The sequence below is a fragment of the Arthrobacter sp. K410C genome, assembly GCF_059090105.1.
This window is the reverse complement of the sequence record NZ_JBNHFJ010000006.1, coordinates 96,045-113,882: the sequence shown is the minus strand read 5'-3', so window position 1 is coordinate 113,882 and position 17,838 is coordinate 96,045. Positions and strand designations below refer to the sequence as shown.

The following is a 17,838-nucleotide window of genomic DNA, read 5'->3' as shown; positions in this document are numbered from 1 at the left end:
GGGCCTAGCCGTCCTGGAGCTGCCGGTACTCCAGCAGGGCGGCCGTGCCCATCCCGCCGGCGCTGCTGATCATGGCCAAGGCCAGGCTGGCCGGAGCCCCCGCCCGGCGGGCCTGCGCCAGGAGGCGTGTCACCAGGACGGCGCCGGATGCCCCGTACGCATGGCCCAAGGCCAGCGCACCGCCGTCGGTGTTTGCCCGTTCCGGCGCGATGCCCAGCTGGTCCAGGCAGGCGAGGGTCTGGGATGCAAACGCCTCGTTGAATTCCACGAAGTCAAGCTCATCGGCACTCCGGCCGGCCCCGGCCAGGGCGTCGCGGGCCGCTGCGGCCGCTCCCACGCCCAGGATTTCGGGATGTACGCCGGCGGTGCCGGTGCCGAGCACCACGAGGCCGTCGGCTGCCCCCATTGTCCGTGCCCGTTCAAGGGACGTGATCACGACGGCGGACGCGGCGTCGGCGTCGAAGCAGGAGTTTCCGGCGGTGACGGTTCCGCCGTCGACAAAGACGGCCGGGAACCTCGCCATCACCGCGGGAGTCAGGCCGCGGCGGGGGCCATCGTCTGCGGACACAGTCCCGGAGCCCGTCTCCAGGGCGACCAGTTCGCCGTCGAAATGCCCTGCATCCGCGGCAGAAAGCGCGCGGCGGTGGCTTGCCAGCGCGAAGGTGTCCTGGCGCTCCCGGCTGATCCCGAACCGTTGGGCCACTGTCTCGGCAGCCGGACCCATGTCCGGATCGCCGAAATCCGCCGGCACAAACTGGGCACGTCGGTAGAAGTCGGCGCCGCCGTCGTCCGTCCGGTGGGCACGCAGGGGCGCCGTACTGGTGCTTTCCACTCCCCCGGCAAGGAAAAGGGGGCTGCCGCCGGCTGCCACCAGCCGGGCAGCGAGGACGATGGCGTCCAGGCCCGAACCGCATTGGCGGTCAACGGTGATGCCCGGAACACTGACCGGGAGGCCCGCCTCCAGCAGTGCCAGGCGTGCCACGTTCCCGCCGCCGCCCACCGCGTTTCCGATGAGCACATCGTCAACGGCTGCCGGTTCCGTACGGGTTTCGGCCAGCAGTTCCCGGAGCACGGGTGCCAGCAGTTGGTGTGCCCGCAGCCTGCCCAGCGCCCCGTTGGTGCGGCATACCGGGGTCCGCCTGCCGGCGATGATCACCGGCTGCCGGTCCGCCGGCAACAGCTCAGCCGCCAAGGTTCCGCACCCGCCGGTCGTTCGTGTGGATCCAGTCCAGCAGCATGTTGCGGCTGATCTTACCGGCGCCGGTCACGGGAAGTTCCGAGAGGACGAAGTACTGCAGCGGCCGCTTGTCCCGGGGCAGGATCACCTCCAGGCCCGCGCGCAGCTGCGCCGCCGTGATCCCGCCGGCGGACGGAACGATGCCCGCCACCACGCGCTGGCCGCGGAGATCGTCCGGCATGCCGGCAGCCACCGCCGCGGCCACCCCGGGCACGGCCGCGAGGGCCAGCTCCACCTCATGCGGATAGACGTTCTTGCCCGAGCTGAGGATCATGTCCGCGCGGCGGCCCAGGATGTGCAGTTCCCCTGCCTCCAGGTAGCCCTGGTCCCCCACGGTGAACCAGTCGCCGAAGGACCGCAGGGCCTGCCCGTCGTCCCCCCATAGGTAGCCGTCGCTGACCATCCCGCTCCGCACGCAGATGTTGCCGGACGCGCCGCCGGGCACCGGCTTCCCGGCGTCGTCGAGGATGGCAACCTCCACCCCCGGGAAGGGCTGGCCGATGCCGGTTCCGCCGACGGCCGCAGGCTCGCCGGCAGGCAGCCCGGCACCGGAGACGAAGCTCAATTCCGAGGCGCCGTAGTACTCAAAGATGGTGGCATGCGGCGCCCAGCGCCGGGCAGCCTCAAGGGTCCGTGCGTCCAGCTTTGAACCGGCGCAGATGATGGTGCGCACCCCGGAGGCGTCCACGCAGCCGGTGAGGCCGCGTTCGCTGAGCATCCGCAGCATAGTGGGCACAACGACCAGCCGGGTGACGCGGTCGTGGGTGATCGCGGAGTGGACGTCCCCGACGTCGAAATGCTCGAGCGTCTGGAATTCCGAGCCGGCGTAAAGGCACTCGCTCAACGCGTACAGGTTCAGGCTTGCGGCCAGCGGACCGGGGGCCAGCGTGACGTCATCCTGCCGCAGGCCGAAAAACTCGATGGAGGCGTCAAAGGACTGCTGCCAGGAGCGCCGGGACCTGGTGAACGCCTTGGGTACGGACGTGGTGCCGGACGTCAGCCCAATCAGGAAGGTGCTCTCCGCCGGCCCGTCGCGAAGTTCGTCGTCCGGCGAGACCGCCGCAGGTAAGGCCGAGGCCTCGATGCGGCGGATGATGTCTTCCTGCAGGTGCGGGTGCCATGCGGGATCCAGGACGGCGCACTGGCGCAGGCCCGCCACGGCGGCCGTGAAGTTCACGGCGAAACCGACGGAATTGGCCTCGCACAGAGCGGTGACCGCCTTCGTTTCCGCAACCTGGGCGGCCGCGGCGTCCCGGAGTTCGGCCCAGGAAAGGCGGCGGCCCGCGATCACGACGGCGGTGTCGTGGGGCCGTTCGCCGGCCCATCGCTGGATTCTGTTGAGGAAAGGCATCGGATCAACTTTACCGGCCTGCACGGATTGACCTCCGGGCCCGAGGGTAATGTGACTTCATGAGTTTCAACGACAATGTGCAGCTGGACCCCTCGCAGGTCCAGGACCGGCGCGGCATGGGCCGCGGAGCGAAAGTGGGCGGCGGCATCGGCGGCGGTCTGCTGCTGCTGATCGCCGCCCTCCTGGGTGTCAACCCCCAGCTCCTGGAGGGCCTGGCGGGCGGCGCTGCTCCCGCCCCGCAAAGCCAGGGCACCGCCCCGGCCTGCGAAACCGGTGCCGACGCCGACGCGCGCGTGGACTGCCGCATCACCGGCACCGTCAACAGCCTCAACGCGTTCTGGCCCGCCTACCTGGAGCAGTACAGCGTCCAGTACCCCCAGCCCGAGACGGTGATTTTCGACGAAGCCGTGAGCACCGGCTGCGGAACGGCCTCCAGCGCCGTGGGTCCGTTCTACTGCCCCACGGACACCACCGCCTACTTTGATCCCGGATTCTTCACGGAACTCGTAAACCGGTTCGGTTCCTCCGGCGGGCCGCTGGCCCAGGAGTACGTGGTGGCGCACGAGTTCGGCCACCACATCCAGAATGTCCTGGGCTACCTGGACCGCGCGCAGCAGGATCCGCAGGGCCCTGAGTCCGGCGCCGTCCGGGTTGAACTTCAGGCCGACTGCTACGCGGGACTGTGGGCCAAGCACGCCTCCACCCAGCCCGGCCCGGACGGCCAGCCGTTCCTGGAAGCCCTCACCCAGCAGGACCTGAATGACGCGCTGTCCGCGGCTTCCGCGGTGGGCGATGACCGCATCCAGGAAGCGGCCACCGGACGGGTCACGCCCGAGGCCTGGACGCACGGCTCCAGCGAGCAGCGCCAGCGCTGGTTCTACCGGGGCTACGAAACCGGCGACATCAACCAGTGCGACACGTTCTCCGCCCCGAGCCTGTAGGGGCCTCCCGCCTTTAAACCCCGACGGCCCGGCCACCTTCGCACAGAAGGTGGCCGGGCCGTCGTCGTACTTTATTTAGATGTTGAAGCCGAGGGCCCGCATCTGGTCCTTGCCGTCGTCGGTGATCCGTTCCGGACCCCATGGCGGCATCCACACCCAGTTCAGGCGCCAGTCGTCAACAACACCGTCCAGGGCCTTGCCCACCTGCTCCTCGAGCACGTCGGTGAGGGGGCAGGCGGCGGTGGTGAGCGTCATGTCGATCAGCAGCGCGCCGTCGTCATCGGAGTACTTCAGCCCGTAGAGCAGGCCAAGGTCCACCACGTTGACCCCGAGCTCGGGGTCAATAACGTCCTTCAGCGCCTCTTCGACATCCTCCAGGGCCGTGCGGCCCGGCGTGATTTCGGTCATGGCAGAGTCCTAACTAGGCCTGTACTGCTGCGGGAGCGGCGACGGCGGGGCCGGCGCCCTTGGCGTAGCGGTCGTAGCCTTCTTCTTCCAGGCGGTCGGCCAACTCGGGGCCGCCCTCCTCAACAACCTGGCCGTCCACGAACACGTGGACGAAGTCCGGCTTGATGTAGCGCAGGATGCGGGTGTAGTGCGTGATCAGCAGGGTGCCCATGTTGCCCTGTGCATGGGCGCGGTTGACGCCCTCGGAAACAACCTTGAGCGCGTCAACGTCCAGGCCGGAGTCGGTCTCGTCCAGGACGGCGAACTTCGGCTTGAAGAGTTCCAGCTGCAGGATCTCGACGCGCTTCTTCTCACCGCCGGAGAAGCCTTCATTGACGTTTCGCTGGGCGAAGTCGGCGTCGATGCGGAGCTGTTCCATGGCCGCCTTGACGTCCTTGGTCCAGGTGCGCAGGGCCGGAGCCTGGCCGTCGATGGCCGTCTTGGCGGTGCGCAGGAAGTTGGTCATGGTGACGCCGGGAACCTCCACGGGGTACTGCATGGCCAGGAACACGCCGGCACGGGCACGCTCGTCAACGCTCATCTCCAGGACGTCTTCGCCGTCGAGGGTGATGGAGCCGCTGGTGACGTTGTAGCGGGGGTGGCCTGCGATGGTGGAGGCCAGCGTGGACTTGCCGGAGCCGTTGGGGCCCATGATGGCGTGGGTTTCGCCGGTCCGGATGGTCAGGCTGACGCCCTTCAGGATCTCCTTGGTGCCCTGCTCCGTGTCAATGCTGACGTGCAGGTCCTTGATCTCAAGAGTTGACATGCTCTTCTTTCTTGTTCGTTCGTAAGTCTTGTGCTGCAGGGCGCTCAGTAGTTGTCTACTGCCGCGCCGTTCAAAACGTTGGTGACATCCACGTAGACGTCGTCGCCGTCGAGCTCGACAGCGAACACGGGAACGGGATCGTAGGCGGGGAGCTGGAGGGGCTGGCCGCTGCGCAGGTCGAACTGCGAGCCGTGCCCCCAGCACTCGATGGCGCAGCCTTCCACATCCCCTTCCGAGAGCGAGATGTCGGCGTGCGAGCAGGTGTCCCCGATGGCGTGGATATCACCCATGGAATCCCGCACCACGGCTACCGGGTAGTCGTCGATCAGGATGCGCAGCGCCTGCTTGACCTGGATGTCGTTGGCGCTGCAAACCAGCTCGCCCTTGGGCTTCCCACTCATGCGTCCCTGCCTGTCCCTCGTCAGTTTTCTGTTGCCGTGAGTTCGCGTTCCACAGCCTCGGTCAGGCGCTCTTCGAGGGCCGGGACCTTGATCTGCTGGATGATCTCATTGAGGAACCCGCGGACCACCAGGCGGCGGGCAACGTCTTCCGGAATGCCGCGGGCCATGAGGTAGAACAGGTGCTCGTCGTCGAAACGGCCGGTGGCGCTGGCGTGGCCGGCGCCTTCGATCAGGCCGGTCTCGATCTCGAGGTTCGGCACGGAGTCCGCGCGGCAGCCGTCGGTCAGGACCAGGTTCTGGTTCTTCTCGTAGGAGTCGGTGCCTTCGGCCTGCTTCTGGATGAGGACGTCGCCAACCCAGACGGTGTGCGCACCCTTGCCCTGCAGCGCGCCCTTGTACAGGACGTTGGACTTGCAGTTGGGCATGTTGTGGTCCACGAACGAGCGGTGCTCCAGGTGCTGCCCGGCGTCGGCAAAGTACAAACCGAGGAGTTCCGCCTCGCCCCCTTCGCCGGAGAACCGGACGTTGGAGTTCAGGCGGACGATCTTGCCGCCAAGGGTGACGGCGATGTGCTTGTAGACGGCGTCCTTGGCCACCTCGGCGTCGTGCTGGGCCAGGTGCTTCGCGTCGTCTTCCCACAGTTGGACGGAAACCACCGTCAGCTGGGCGCCGCCGCGGACGAAGACCTCAACGTTGCCGTTGTGGTCGGCTGCGCCGTCGTGTTCCAGGATGACCACGGCGCGGCTGTTTTCGCCGGCCTCGATCACGTGGTGGGAGTTGGAGCGGCGGCCTGCGCCGGTGCCGGTCAGGACGACGCGGACGGGCTCGTCCAGTTCGGCGTTTGCCGGGATCTGAATGTGCAGCGCGTCGTCAGTGTTGGCGGAAGCCACGACGGCGGCGCGGTCGGCCGGAACCAGGGTGGTGCCGCGGGGGGCCTCGCCTGCGTGCAGCGTGCGCTGGACGACGGCGGCGGGCGCCTCGAACGCGACGTTCAGGACACCGGCGTCGCTGGGCGCGTCGGAGAGGAGGTTGGCCAGTTCACGCACGGGGGTGAAGCGCCATTCCTCTTCCCGGCCGTTGGGCAGGGCGAAGTCGGCGACGTCGTGGCTGGTTAGGCGCTCCGCGCGGGAGGCCATAACCTGCACGCCGTGGCTGTGGTGGCGGTCAACCTTGGAGGGAACGAGCTGTTCGCCTTCCTCGGTGAAACCTGCGATCGACGGTGCGCCGATGCGCGCCTTTTCGGTTGTAGCTTCGGCAGTCATTAACCGACGGATCCTTCCATCTGGAGTTCGATGAGGCGGTTCAGCTCGAGGGCGTATTCCATGGGGAGCTCACGGGCGATCGGCTCGATGAAGCCGCGCACGATCATGGCCATGGCCTCGTCCTCGGGCATGCCGCGGGACATGAGGTAGAACAGCTGCTCCTCGCTGACGCGGGAGACCGTTGCCTCGTGTCCCAGCTGCACATCGTCCTCGCGGATGTCAATGTACGGGTAGGTGTCAGAGCGTGAAATGGTGTCCACGAGCAGGGCGTCGCAGCGCACGGTGTTGGCCGAGTGCTTGGCACCTTCACGGACCTGCACCAGGCCGCGGTAGGCTGCACGGCCGCCGCCGCGGGCCACCGACTTGGAGATGATGGAGCTCTTGGTGTTCGGCGCGATGTGGACCATCTTGGAGCCGGTGTCCTGGTGCTGGCCCTCACCGGCAAACGCGATGGAGAGGGTCTCGCCCTTGGCGTGCTCGCCCACAAGGTAGACGGCCGGGTACTTCATGGTGACCTTGGAGCCGATGTTGCCGTCGACCCACTCCATGGTGGCGGCCTCTTCACAGATGGCACGCTTGGTCACCAGGTTGTACACGTTGTTGGACCAGTTCTGGATGGTGGTGTACCGGACGCGGGCGCCCTTCTTGACGATGATTTCCACCACGGCGGAGTGCAGGGAGTCCGAGGTGTAGATCGGTGCCGTGCAGCCTTCGATGTAGTGGACGTAGGAGTCCTCGTCGGCGATGATCAGGGTCCGCTCGAACTGGCCCATGTTCTCAGTGTTGATGCGGAAGTATGCCTGCAGCGGGATGTCGACGTGGACGCCCTTGGGGACGTAGACAAAGGACCCGCCCGACCACACGGCGGTGTTCAGCGAGGCGAACTTGTTGTCGCCCACCGGGATCACGGTGCCGAAGTATTCCTGGAAGATCTCCGGGTGCTCCTTCAGCGCGGTGTCGGTGTCCAGGAAGATGACGCCCTGGGCCTCGAGGTCCTCGCGGATCTGGTGGTAGACAACCTCGGACTCGTACTGCGCGGCAACACCGGAAACGAGGCGGCTGCGCTCGGCTTCCGGGATACCCAGCTTTTCGTACGTGTTCCGGATGTCCTCGGGCAGGTCTTCCCAGGTGGCTGCCTGCTTCTCCGTGGAACGGACAAAGTACTTGATGTTGTCGAAGTCGATGCCGGACAGGTCCGCACCCCAGGTGGGCATGGGCTTGCGGTCGAAGTACTTCAGGCCCTTCAGGCGCAGGTCGAGCATCCAGTCCGGTTCGCTCTTCTTGGCCGAAATGTCGCGGACTACCTCTTCGTCAAGCCCACGGCGTGCATTGGCGCCGACGTCGTTCTTGTCAGCCCAGCCGTACTCGTAGTTGCCGATGCCATGGAGCTCGGGATTCTTTTCCAGAATTTCCGAGATCACAGTGTTTTCGGCTACCGCTTTCTCTGATAGTTGGTCCGTCATCACGGCCTTTCTTGCTGATGGTTGATTTCTTCGTTCAGGCGGGCGGGGGCTGCCGGAGGCCTTGTGGGCTCCTGGACAGACGGCCTGCCTGTAGGAATGTGGGTGGTGCAGACGTGCCCGCCGCGGGACAGCGTGGACAGCCGGCGCACGTCAACGCCCACCAGCCGCGAAAACACTTCCGTTTCCACGTCGCAGAACACGGGGAAGCGTGCGGCAAGCTGCTGGATCGGGCAGTGGCCCTGGCACAGCTGGACGCTGGACAGCGCGGCCGGCAGGGGTGCCTTGGCCTCGATGGTGGCGGTGGACGAGACGAAGTTGTCGCGGGTCAGGGCATCGGAAAGGGCCCGGGCGCGGTCGCTGATGTCCGGACCGGCCTTTTCGATCTCCGGCGCATACCGCCGTTCCATATCCGAGAATCGCTCGACGGCGAATGCGCGGACGGCGTCGGGCCCGGCAACCTTCTGCAGCTGCTGGAGGGCCAGGGCGGCGATGTCCAGGTAGTCATTGCCGAGGCTGGACTGGCCCTGGGAGCTAAGGACGTACCGCCTGGCGGGCCGGCCCGCGCCGGCACCGGACTTGGCTACCCTCTTGACTTCAATGACGCCGTCGCGGGATAAATGGTCCAAGTGGCGGCGTACTGCCGCCGGGGTGAATCCGAGCAGGTCGCCGAGTTCGGCGGCACTGACAGGTCCGTGTTCCAGGACCGCCGCGAGGACGCGGTCGCGGGTACGCTCATCGGCATCAGCCACCGGACCGGTAGCCATCCGGCCCCGGTCTGCGGGAGCCTGGGAGGCTCCGTGCCCGGCAAAAGGCACGGCAGTAGCATTGCTCATGGAATACACAACACAATCATGGCGTAATTTAGTCCCCCGCTCCAGTAAGGACAGGCTGACCTCAGCCCGGGCTCCGGCAGGACGGCAGCTAATACTACTTCCCGTAGAATACTGGGGTGCGTTCCCCCCAATCCCCTGTTCTGTCCATCAGCGGGCTCATAAAGGATGTTGGTCCGCTGCCCAGCCTGGACGGAAAGATGCTCCGGGTGGTCAGCGGCGTTTCACTGACCGCCGAACGGGGACAGGTCACCGCACTGCTCGGGGCCAACGGGGCAGGGAAAACCACCACCCTTGAATGCGCCCAGGGCCTGCAGAAACGCACCGGCGGCAGCATCTCGCTGCTCGGGCAGGATCCCGCTACGGCAGGGGCCGGATTGCGGTCCCGCGTTGGTGTCATGCTCCAGGATGGCGGGCTCCCGCCGTCGGCACGCCCTATTCCGCTGCTGCGCCACGTTGCCGGACTGTATGCCCGGCCCTGGCCGGTGGATGAGCTGGTTCAGCGCCTGGGGATTGATACCTTTAGCCGGACGACGGTCCGCAGGCTTTCCGGCGGGCAAAAGCAGCGCCTGGCCCTTGCGGCTGCCCTGATCGGCAGGCCGGAAGTCCTCTTCCTCGACGAGCCCAGCGCGGGCCTGGACCCCCAGTCCAGGCAGCTGGTGTTCGACCTCATTGCGGAGCTCCGCGACGCCGGGATGGGAATCATCCTCACCACGCACCTCATGGATGACGCCCAGCGCCTTGCGGACTACGTCTACATCATTGACGGCGGCCGGAACGTTGCCGAGGGAACAGTGCAGGAACTGCTACAGCGCGCCCCGGAGGTAGAGGCAGGTGCCGAACACGTCCGGACACTGTTTTTTGAAGCACCCCCTGGGCTTGACCTTTCCAAGGTCCTCCCGGCCGGCATTGATGTGACCGAGGACCGGGCCGGCAGCTACTGCGTCACGGGTGCATTGACACCCCACCATCTCGCCGCCCTTGCCGCATGGTGGGAAGCGCATGACATCATGCCGGGTTCGATGAGCCTGCAGGCGCGTAGCCTTGAAGACGTCTTTCTGGATATTTCGGGAAAGGATATCCGATGACCCGGAACCCCGCCGACGCAGTCCTGACCGGACCTGCCGGCCAGCAGGAGCCTGCCACCCTGCTGCGGCGCGTGCTGCTGCAGGGCAAGTACGAGTCGCTGGCGATGCTGCGGAACGGGGAACAGCTGATCCTTGCCGTTGTGCTGCCGCTGCTTGCCCTGGTCGGCCTGACCGTGACGCCATTCCTGGACGGAATGGGCGCGAGCCGGATCGATGTGGCCGTTCCAGGCATCCTGGCCCTGTGCGCCATGTCCACGGCCTTCACCGGGCAGGGCATCGCCACCGGTTTCGACCGCCGCTACGGCGTGCTCCGCCTTCTGTCCACCACTCCCCTGGGCCGCGGCGGACTCATTGCCGGCAAGGCGCTCTCGGTCCTGGCGGTACTGTGCCTGCAGGTTGCAGTGGTCACTGGCGTGGCGCTGGCGCTGGGCTGGCAGCCGCCGGCGGCGGGCTGGCTTCCCGGGCTGGCGCTGCTGGCACTGGGCGCGGCCGCCTTCACTGCGCTGGGCCTGCTGGTGGCGGGAACCGTCCGGCCGGAGGCCACCCTCGCGATCACCAACCTGCTGTGGATCCTCCTGGGTGCCCTGGGCGGCATTGTTCTGCCCGCCGAAAAGCTCCCGGCAACGGCCCAGTCTCTGGTCGGTTTCCTGCCGTCCGGCGCTTTGGGCGAATCCCTGCGCGAGGCATTCCTTGGCGGCGGCCTGAACGCCGGCGCCGCCCTCATACTGTTGCTCTGGACCCTGGTCGCCGGGGCAGCAGCCATCCGTTGGTTCAAGTGGAATTGAGATAATCGTGAGCACGGCTTCACGCCTACCCCAACTGGCCGGGCGCCTGGTATCAAGGCTGCCCCGCACCGTGGACGCCCGGGTGCGCCGCCTCGCCGTCGCCTCCCTGATCGGCCAGACACTTCTCGTGGTCACAGGCGGGGCGGTCCGGCTGACCTCTTCCGGCCTTGGCTGCCCCACCTGGCCGCGCTGCACGGAAACATCGCTGGTCAACACCCCTGAGATGGGCATCCACGGCTTCATCGAGTTCGGCAACCGGCTCCTCACTTTTGCGCTGGCCGCCGTCGCCGCCCTCATGCTGGTCTATCTGTGGAACCTTCGCAAGGAACGCAGGGACCTCTTCCTCCTCGCCCTCGGCCTGCTCGCCAGCATCCCCGCCCAGGCAGTGATCGGCGGGATCACCGTCCTGACCAACCTCAACCCCTGGGTGGTGGGCCTGCACTTCCTGGTGTCGATGGCCCTGGTGGTGTTTGCCACCCTGCTGGTGAACCGGGCCTTTGGCAGGACCGGCAGGTTCATGGCCTACCGGCACCGCGCCCTGCCGGGAATCATGCGCCCGGTGACGTCCGCCGTCGCGCTTTTTTCCGCCCTTGCCGTGATGCTCGGCGTGGTAGTGACGGGAGCCGGTCCGCACGCCGGCGACGCGGAAGCGCCGCGGAACGGCCTTGACTGGGACCTGTTTTCCCACATCCATGCGGTTCCGGCGTACCTCATTACCGCCGGTACGGTCGTGGCCCTGGCGCTGGTGTTCATGCGCGGCATCACCGGCCCGTTCCGGACTGCCGTGCTGGGGCTCCTGGGCGTGACGGTCCTGCAGGCAGTCATCGGCTTCACCCAGTACTACAACGGCATTCCGGTGCTGCTCGTGGCCGCCCACATGCTCGGGGCCGCGCTGCTCATGTCCGCGGCCACGAACGCCTGGGACATCGCCCGCTCCAGCCCGGTGGAGTAGGACTCCACGACAAGTCAGCAAAGTGCGAAGCGCCCCGGTTCCAAGGAACCGGGGCGCTTCGCGTCATGGGCCGCTACTTTCACCCCGGGTCAACGCACCGGCCCGGCGTTCGCCAATTCCGCAGCAGGGGCCGCATCCAGGAACTCAATCCCGGATGCGTTGACCAGCAGCACGCGCGCCGTCGCGATGTCGTAGAACAGGCCCGTTGCCTGCACGGCACCCCTTGCCAGCGCGGGACCGATCACCGGGTGGGTTTCCAGCTTCGCAAGCTGCACCGCCACGTTGACCATCCCCAGCTGGTCCGCTTCGCCGTAACCGGCCTCGGCTGCAGCCAACGCCACCGGGTGGCCCGCCTGCAGCTCCTCGTAGCTTGGCCGCGCATGTTCCAGCCAGGCGTCAAACCCTGCACCGAGGGATGTGGCAGTGCTGCCGCCGGCGTCCGCGATGACGGCCTTCATGGCCCCGCAGTTCGAATGCCCGCAAACCACGATTGATTTCACGCCCAGGCCTCTGACGGCAAAGGACAGGGCGGAATCGATGGAGGCATCCTGCCCGTCGTGGCACACCACGTTCCCGATGTTCCGCAGCGTCAGCAGGTCGCCCGGGCCGCTGCTGGTGATCAGGTTGGGGTTCACGCGGGAATCCACGCAAGCGATGAACAGCGCGTCCGGGTTCTGGCCTTCCGCCAGGTTCTGCACCATGGGCCGGACCTTGTCTGCAAAGCGGCGGTGGTATTTGTTGATCCCCATCAGGAGCGAACGCCGCGGGTCCCGTCCGGCCTCCTGCGCCGGCCCGCCCGCCTGCCACGAGCTCCTGGGCGGCAGCGGGAGTTCGCTGGCTTCCTTCCGCTGGGGGGCGCGGTCCGCAGCATCGCGGAACAGGCTGTTGCCGTGCTCCTCAACATGGACGGTACCCCCGGCGGCTTCGTACTGGCGGCGCCAGGCGAGCACCGCCTCCCGGAACGCATGATCCAGGTAGTCGGCGTTCAGTTCCACCACAACGTCCTTGCGCTCCGGAACCGAATGCAGCACCCGGTTCAGCCGCGGCAGGGAGAAGAAGCTGCAGGACCCGTTGATGGTGATCCGCCACAGGACCGACGGCGGCACGGGCTGGTGCGCCTGGACGGACGCGCGCAGCACGCGCCACAGCACGCTGGCCGCGGCCAGCGCCAGCCCGATGAGGACGCCCTCCAGCAGGTTGAGGAAGACGACGCAGAGCAGCGTGACGGAGTAGATCAGGAAGTCTCCGGTGCGGAGGCTGGTGCGGATATCCGCCACCTTGATCAGCCGGGCACCGATCACCACGAGCAGTCCGGCGAGGACAGCCATCGGTATGAGCTGGATGAGGCCGGCGAAGAGGGCCGAGAAGGTCAGGACCCAGACACCGTGCAGGACCGCCGAGGTCCGCGTGGCGGCACCGGCTTCCACGTTGGTGGCGCTGCGCACGATGACGCCCGTGACGGGAAGTCCGCCCAGGGAGCCGGAGACGATGTTGGCTGCTCCCTGGCCCATCAGTTCCCGGTTCAGGTTGGTGCGTGGTCCTGCCTGCATTTTGTCGACGGCGACGGCGGACAGCAGCGATTCGATGCTGGCGATCAGGGCCATGGAGAGGACGGCGAATGCAGCGGCCCGCCAGTTGCCGTCCGGCAACTGGGGCAGCGCAACGGCGTCGAAAATCGAACCGGAGAAGGAGATGCGCTCAACGGCGGGCGCAAACGCAACGGACAGGGCCGTTCCGGCGGCGACGGCGGCCAGCGGCCCCGGAATCCGCCGCACTGCCGGCGGCAGGTGCTTCCAGACAAGCAGGATGGCCACGACGGCGAGGCCCAGCAGCGCGGCATGGAGTTCGAGGTTGGTGATGGCCGACGGAAGGGCAGTCAGGTTCTCCAAGGCTGAACCAGCCGCCCGGGAGCCGAGCAGGACGTGGATCTGCTGCAGGATGATCGTGATGCCGATGCCGGCGAGCATCGCCTTCACCACCACCGGCGAGACCGCCAGTGCTGCCCTGCCGACGCGGCTGATACCCAGCAGGAGCTGGACGACGCCTGCCGCGGCCGTGATGGCGCAGGTTACCTGCCAGCCGAATTCCTGGACCAGTCCGGCCACGATGACGGTCAGTCCGGCAGCGGGCCCGCTCACCTGGAGGGGCGAGCCGCCCAGGCTGCCGGCCACGATGCCGCCCACGGCGGCTGCGATAAGGCCGGCCATGATCGGGGCGCCGGAAGCCGCGGCAATGCCTAGGCTCAACGGCAGGGCCACAAGGAACACCACCAGCGACGCAGGAAAGTCCGAGCGGAGGTGTTTGAGGAAGTGCGGGGTCCGGGATCTGTTCGTGCTTCCGGATTGGTTGGCTGCCGGGGGACTGGAACTGGGAACGGTGGTGGGGTCGGATTCCTGTGCCATGGATTTCCTTTGCTCGCGGGCCGGATCCATTCCAGAGTAGGCAGACAGTCATGAATAGTGACATAAAACGTGATCGATATGACAATTGCTGTCATGCCGTGTCCGTCCAGCGCCGGCGCATGATGCTTGCCTTATTCTGCCCAAGAATTGCACTTGCACTATCAAGAACCAGGGGAAGTCTTGATGCGGCGGGGGCATGCTGATTCCAGCAGCACACCCGACGGGACCAACCGCTCCGCCGGCGCCTTAGGCAACAAGCGATATTCGTGGGGCAGGAAGAGCTATGAAGCAAACAGCAGCGCTGGAAGTAATATCCGTCGTCCGCGGCAGCACCACTGACCGCCCAGCGGCCTGACATGAAACGCATAGCAGAGCGCCAGGCCCTCGGCAGGCCAGCATGCACGGGCACGGACGTCAAAGCGCCGGGCGGGCCCGGTTACCCCACCGGAAGATGGACTCCAAACGTTGCTCCACAGGCATGGAACTCCGGTAACTGCATTCAAGACGGCGAGCAGCTCTGGCCCGACTGCCGCGACTGAAAGCCGGAGCGCCGCGCCCGGTCTTGGCGGAAACTGTATAACCTTCAGCCTGCGGTGGATGGAACGTTCGCCGCGAAGCTGCGCAATGGCGGACAGTCCTGCATTGGAGCCAACCGCATCAACCGGCTGCGACTCGGCAGGCCACTTCTTCGCCCCGACCGGCCGGCTAATCGTGGGCATCAACCAAGGCGTCCCGTCCAACGCTCCTGCGCTCGTCGGCGGCATCACGCAGTCAGGCCTTGGACGCGGAAGCGCCGAAGGTTCGAAGAATTCGAAACAATCCGCTTCTACAACGTGGCTCCACGCCCGACTGACTAACACACGCTCCCGGAACTCGTCAGCCTGACCCGGCGGGGACAGCTGACAACTGGCAGGAGCGACCACTGAGACCGGCGCCAGGGCGCCGGTCTCCCGCATATGTAGTGACGGAGACGCCGCCGGTGTACTATTGTTGACAATCTACGATCTGCGAGAAAGGTCAAGAGAGATGCGACAAAGTCGTCGTTCATCTGCATGCAGAGCCCGCCGGCGCCACCACCGCTTTAAAGCCGGGACCCACCAAAGGTGCAAAGGGGCTTCTTAACCCCGCCAATGGAGGAGCCGAGCGCCTTTCCGGATACTGGGGGGCGTGGGCGTAGTGCTCATCCTGATAGTAGTCACCGCAGCCGGCATAGTGACCAGCTCCAGTGCTGTCCTGCAGGTTCAACGGCGCCCCACAAGCACAGGCAGCAACGAAAAATCCTGCCTGCCGCTGTTGCAGGTCATTGCCGGGATCCTTGCCCTGGGCTCGATCGTTCTCGCTACTCATTTTCAACTGGGTGCGTTGCGATGACTGAAGCCACATCCATTGCGCCCACGGATCCGAGTTCAACGGCTCCAAAACCATCCCCTGCCGGAGCCCCAACCCCTCGAGGGCCTGAGATGGTGTTCCATGATCCCCTCTCCCATTACCTGCCCGGGACGCCTGCAGGTATCTCTCTTCACGGGTCATCCATCCATCACGCACGACCGAGCTGAAAACGTGCAGCTAAGAGAAAAACTGCTAGCCGGGCCGCCGCGATAGAAGCTGTTTCGCGCGACCTGAAACTTCTTGCACTAAGCAAAGGAAGCACCGCGGGCTAGCTCCCGGCCCCGGCTCGCGGCGGGAAGCCGTCCCCGGGGAACCGCGCCGAAAACGCGAACGGGCCGCACCCTCGATGAGGGAGCGGCCCGCACGTCAGGATCGTGTCAGGCGGGTCGGCGCTCAGTCGAAGCCGTGGCAGTAAACCTTGCGAATGGTTTCGGTCACCACCCAGCGGCCCGACCAATCCTTGGGCTGCACGATCACGTCACCACCGGAGATCTCGTAGCTGGTGCCGGTGGCGCCGTCGGTAACGGTTGCGCGGCCGCTCACGATGTAGCACACCTCGGTGTCTTCCCGAGGAGTCACATCCCAGCCTCCGGGCTGGCACTCCCAGACACCCGTCTTGATGGCGGTGTCGAACTTCAGGATCGACGTCTTCGGGTCGCCCGAGTCGTAGCCAGGACGGTGACCATTGGGCTCGAGCTCCCCGACGATTTTGGCCGCAGGCACGTACACGTACGGACGCATAAAGTTCTCCTTTTGTCGCGTTGTCAATTGTTGACAATCGTAATGGATCGCGAAGCCAATGTCTACACATGAAGATTCATCAAAACTCACGGAGGTACCCGCAGGAGTGCGTCATCGACAAGTGACGAGATCGTGAACTGGGGAAGCAATTCTCGGGGAACGCAGCCCTGCACCCTATGGAACGGACTGGAGAGCAGACTGCGTCTCTATTTCTCGGTCGACCATTGAACTTGCAGCGACCTCCATATCATCGCCGTTGAGCACGAGAAGTTGGCTGCGTTCGCTTTGGAAGGTGACATCGACGGTTTCCGCCAGGAGATGCCAATCAGTTCCACAATGCGCTTCGCGCCGAAGATGCAGACCAGACGCAGGTTTAGTCCCGCTGCGACGGGGGAAAGCGGGTCCGTGCCGACAGGCGCCGGACTTAGCCTCCCATAACGGCCGGACCGATGAACGGGTCAACAGCCAGCGCAATGAACAGCAGGGTCAGATAGCTGATGGAACCGTGGAAGACCTTCATGGCACGCTTGCCGGAGATCTCTTCACGCTGGGCCTGGTTGTACAGGGAATGTGATTCGTACAGGAACCATGCACCGGCGAGGACCGCGGTTGCCGTGTAGACCCATCCCGCACCGCCGGCCGGAACCAGGAGGAGCGAGCAGGCCACCATGGCCCAGGCGTAGAGGACCACCTGGACAGAGACCACCTTGGCGCCAGCGATGGCTCCCAGCATGGGCACCTTTGCGTTGCGGTAGTCCTCGCCGTACCGCATGGACAGCGGCCAGTAGTGCGGCGGCGTCCAGAGGAAGACCACCATGAAGAGGATGATGGCGGGCCATTCCACGGTATTGGTTACGGCCGCCCAGGCAATCAGCACGGGAAAGCAGCCTGCGGCGCCGCCCCAGACAATGTTCTGTGCGGTGCGGCGCTTGAGGATGATCGTGTAGATCACCACGTAGAAGAAGATGGCGCCCAGGCCCAGCCAGGCGGACAACGGGTTGGCCCCGAACCATAGGATGGCGATGGCCGCTGCCCCCAGGACCCACGAGAACACGAGTGCCTCGCGCGGGGTGACCTCGCCGGTCACGAGCGGACGGTTTTCGGTGCGGTGCATCAGTTTGTCGATGTCGCGGTCGATGTAGCAGTTGAAGGCACCGGCACTGCCTGCCGCGAAGGCACCGCCCACCAGAGTGGCCAGAATCAGTCCGATGGAGGGGAAGCCGCGCTCCGCGTAGATCATGGTGGGCAGCGTGCTGACCAGCAGCAGTTCGATAACGCGGGGTTTGGTGAGGGCGAGATACGCCTTGGCCTTACGGGCAAACCCGGCACCTGACGACCGGGATGCGTTCAGCGGCGTATCTGTTGTGCTCACGGTGGCAGTCACCCGTTCTGTGTGGCAGTTGTGTCTGGCGGTGCAGCTACGGACGGCTGGAAAGGTCCGCTGCCCGGCATTGGCCTCCGAATATCATACCGTGCCGCCACCCTCCCACCTGCCCGCTGATATGCGCACTTGATCGCTCGGGTGCCAATTCGAGCAGATTAACTCAGGCTCACTTCAGGCTGATTCATATAAGGGGAAATTGCGTCCAAATCCTGAGATTTGCGCTGCCCGGACTTTGGAATGGAGCTAAGCTGTCACCAGATCAGCACGCAGCAGGGAAGCGGTGGAAAACGCATTCCCAGATTGCAAGTGGCTGAGTGAGAGATCAACGTTTCGATGGTGAACGGCTGGTACACACCGCAGCGGGCGCCACACAGCGTGCCTTTACTCGGACCCGGTGTG

The 17,838-nt window shown here is 65.9% G+C and carries 15 protein-coding genes; 4 read left to right on the top strand and 11 right to left on the bottom strand.

Annotation, left to right across the window (positions count from 1 at the left end):
- Positions 1-4: 4 nt before the first annotated feature.
- Together AC5RU7_RS11235 and AC5RU7_RS11230 are read right to left on the bottom strand one after the other, a co-directional pair.
- Positions 5-1,192 carry a thiolase family protein gene (locus AC5RU7_RS11235; RefSeq protein ID WP_494052284.1) on the bottom strand — a complete coding sequence of 396 codons (1,188 nt, stop codon included), beginning with the start codon at positions 1,190-1,192 and terminating at the stop codon, positions 5-7.
- Positions 1,182-2,588, bottom strand: a complete 1,407-nt coding sequence (locus tag AC5RU7_RS11230; protein ID WP_494052283.1) for a class I adenylate-forming enzyme family protein — start codon at positions 2,586-2,588, stop codon at positions 1,182-1,184. The genes AC5RU7_RS11235 and AC5RU7_RS11230 overlap by 11 nt, the downstream gene beginning before the upstream one ends.
- A gap of 59 nt (positions 2,589-2,647) precedes the next feature.
- Here AC5RU7_RS11230 and ypfJ point away from each other — a divergent pair, with 59 nt between their 5' ends.
- Positions 2,648-3,529 (top strand): KPN_02809 family neutral zinc metallopeptidase, encoded by an 882-nt coding sequence (gene ypfJ / locus AC5RU7_RS11225; RefSeq protein WP_494009094.1) that lies wholly within the window; start codon positions 2,648-2,650, stop codon positions 3,527-3,529.
- A gap of 75 nt (positions 3,530-3,604) precedes the next feature.
- Here the strand turns inward: ypfJ and AC5RU7_RS11220 are convergent, their stop codons facing one another.
- The 6 genes from AC5RU7_RS11220 to AC5RU7_RS11195 are packed head-to-tail and all read right to left on the bottom strand — an operon-like array spanning position 3,605 to position 8,701.
- Positions 3,605-3,937 carry a metal-sulfur cluster assembly factor gene (locus AC5RU7_RS11220; protein ID WP_009357674.1) on the bottom strand — a complete coding sequence of 111 codons (333 nt, stop codon included), beginning with the start codon at positions 3,935-3,937 and terminating at the stop codon, positions 3,605-3,607.
- Between the two features lie 13 nt (positions 3,938-3,950).
- Positions 3,951-4,742 carry a Fe-S cluster assembly ATPase SufC gene (gene sufC, locus AC5RU7_RS11215; protein WP_494009093.1) on the bottom strand — a complete coding sequence of 264 codons (792 nt, stop codon included), beginning with the start codon at positions 4,740-4,742 and terminating at the stop codon, positions 3,951-3,953.
- Positions 4,743-4,786: 44 nt separating this feature from the next.
- Entirely contained in the window at positions 4,787-5,143 is a 357-nt protein-coding gene (locus AC5RU7_RS11210; protein ID WP_494009092.1) for a non-heme iron oxygenase ferredoxin subunit, read from the bottom strand.
- A gap of 20 nt (positions 5,144-5,163) precedes the next feature.
- The gene (gene sufD / locus AC5RU7_RS11205; RefSeq protein WP_494052282.1) at positions 5,164-6,405 is read right to left on the bottom strand and encodes a Fe-S cluster assembly protein SufD; all 1,242 of its coding nucleotides are present in this window, start codon (positions 6,403-6,405) and stop codon (positions 5,164-5,166) included.
- Complete coding sequence (gene sufB / locus AC5RU7_RS11200; protein WP_494009090.1) at positions 6,405-7,868, bottom strand: Fe-S cluster assembly protein SufB; 1,464 nt, start codon at positions 7,866-7,868, stop codon at positions 6,405-6,407. The genes sufD and sufB overlap by 1 nt, the downstream gene beginning before the upstream one ends.
- On the bottom strand, positions 7,868-8,701 hold the full coding sequence (locus tag AC5RU7_RS11195) for a helix-turn-helix transcriptional regulator (protein ID WP_494052281.1): 834 nt from the start codon (positions 8,699-8,701) through the stop codon (positions 7,868-7,870). The genes sufB and AC5RU7_RS11195 overlap by 1 nt, the downstream gene beginning before the upstream one ends.
- A gap of 116 nt (positions 8,702-8,817) precedes the next feature.
- Here AC5RU7_RS11195 and AC5RU7_RS11190 point away from each other — a divergent pair, with 116 nt between their 5' ends.
- Genes AC5RU7_RS11190 through AC5RU7_RS11180 form a run of 3 tightly spaced genes read left to right on the top strand, consistent with a single transcriptional unit; the run spans position 8,818 to position 11,523 of the window.
- Positions 8,818-9,786, top strand: coding sequence for an ABC transporter ATP-binding protein (locus AC5RU7_RS11190; RefSeq protein WP_494052280.1), 969 nt, complete (start codon positions 8,818-8,820; stop codon positions 9,784-9,786).
- Positions 9,783-10,571, top strand: coding sequence for an ABC transporter permease (locus AC5RU7_RS11185; RefSeq protein ID WP_494052279.1), 789 nt, complete (start codon positions 9,783-9,785; stop codon positions 10,569-10,571). Before AC5RU7_RS11190 ends, AC5RU7_RS11185 begins: the two co-directional genes overlap by 4 nt.
- A 7-nt stretch (positions 10,572-10,578) precedes the next feature.
- On the top strand, positions 10,579-11,523 hold the full coding sequence (locus AC5RU7_RS11180; protein ID WP_494052278.1) for a COX15/CtaA family protein: 945 nt from the start codon (positions 10,579-10,581) through the stop codon (positions 11,521-11,523).
- An 89-nt stretch (positions 11,524-11,612) separates the two neighbouring features.
- Here AC5RU7_RS11180 and AC5RU7_RS11175 read toward each other — a convergent pair whose 3' ends face one another.
- The 3 genes from AC5RU7_RS11175 to AC5RU7_RS11165 all read right to left on the bottom strand — a co-directional run bounded on the left by AC5RU7_RS11175 (position 11,613) and on the right by AC5RU7_RS11165 (position 17,439).
- Positions 11,613-13,925, bottom strand: a complete 2,313-nt coding sequence (locus AC5RU7_RS11175) for a SulP family inorganic anion transporter (RefSeq protein WP_494052277.1) — start codon at positions 13,923-13,925, stop codon at positions 11,613-11,615.
- A gap of 1,782 nt (positions 13,926-15,707) precedes the next feature.
- Positions 15,708-16,055, bottom strand: coding sequence for a cupin domain-containing protein (locus tag AC5RU7_RS11170; protein WP_494052276.1), 348 nt, complete (start codon positions 16,053-16,055; stop codon positions 15,708-15,710).
- Positions 16,056-16,479: 424 nt separating this feature from the next.
- On the bottom strand, positions 16,480-17,439 hold the full coding sequence (locus AC5RU7_RS11165) for a heme o synthase (protein ID WP_494052275.1): 960 nt from the start codon (positions 17,437-17,439) through the stop codon (positions 16,480-16,482).
- Positions 17,440-17,838: the final 399 nt, after the last annotated feature.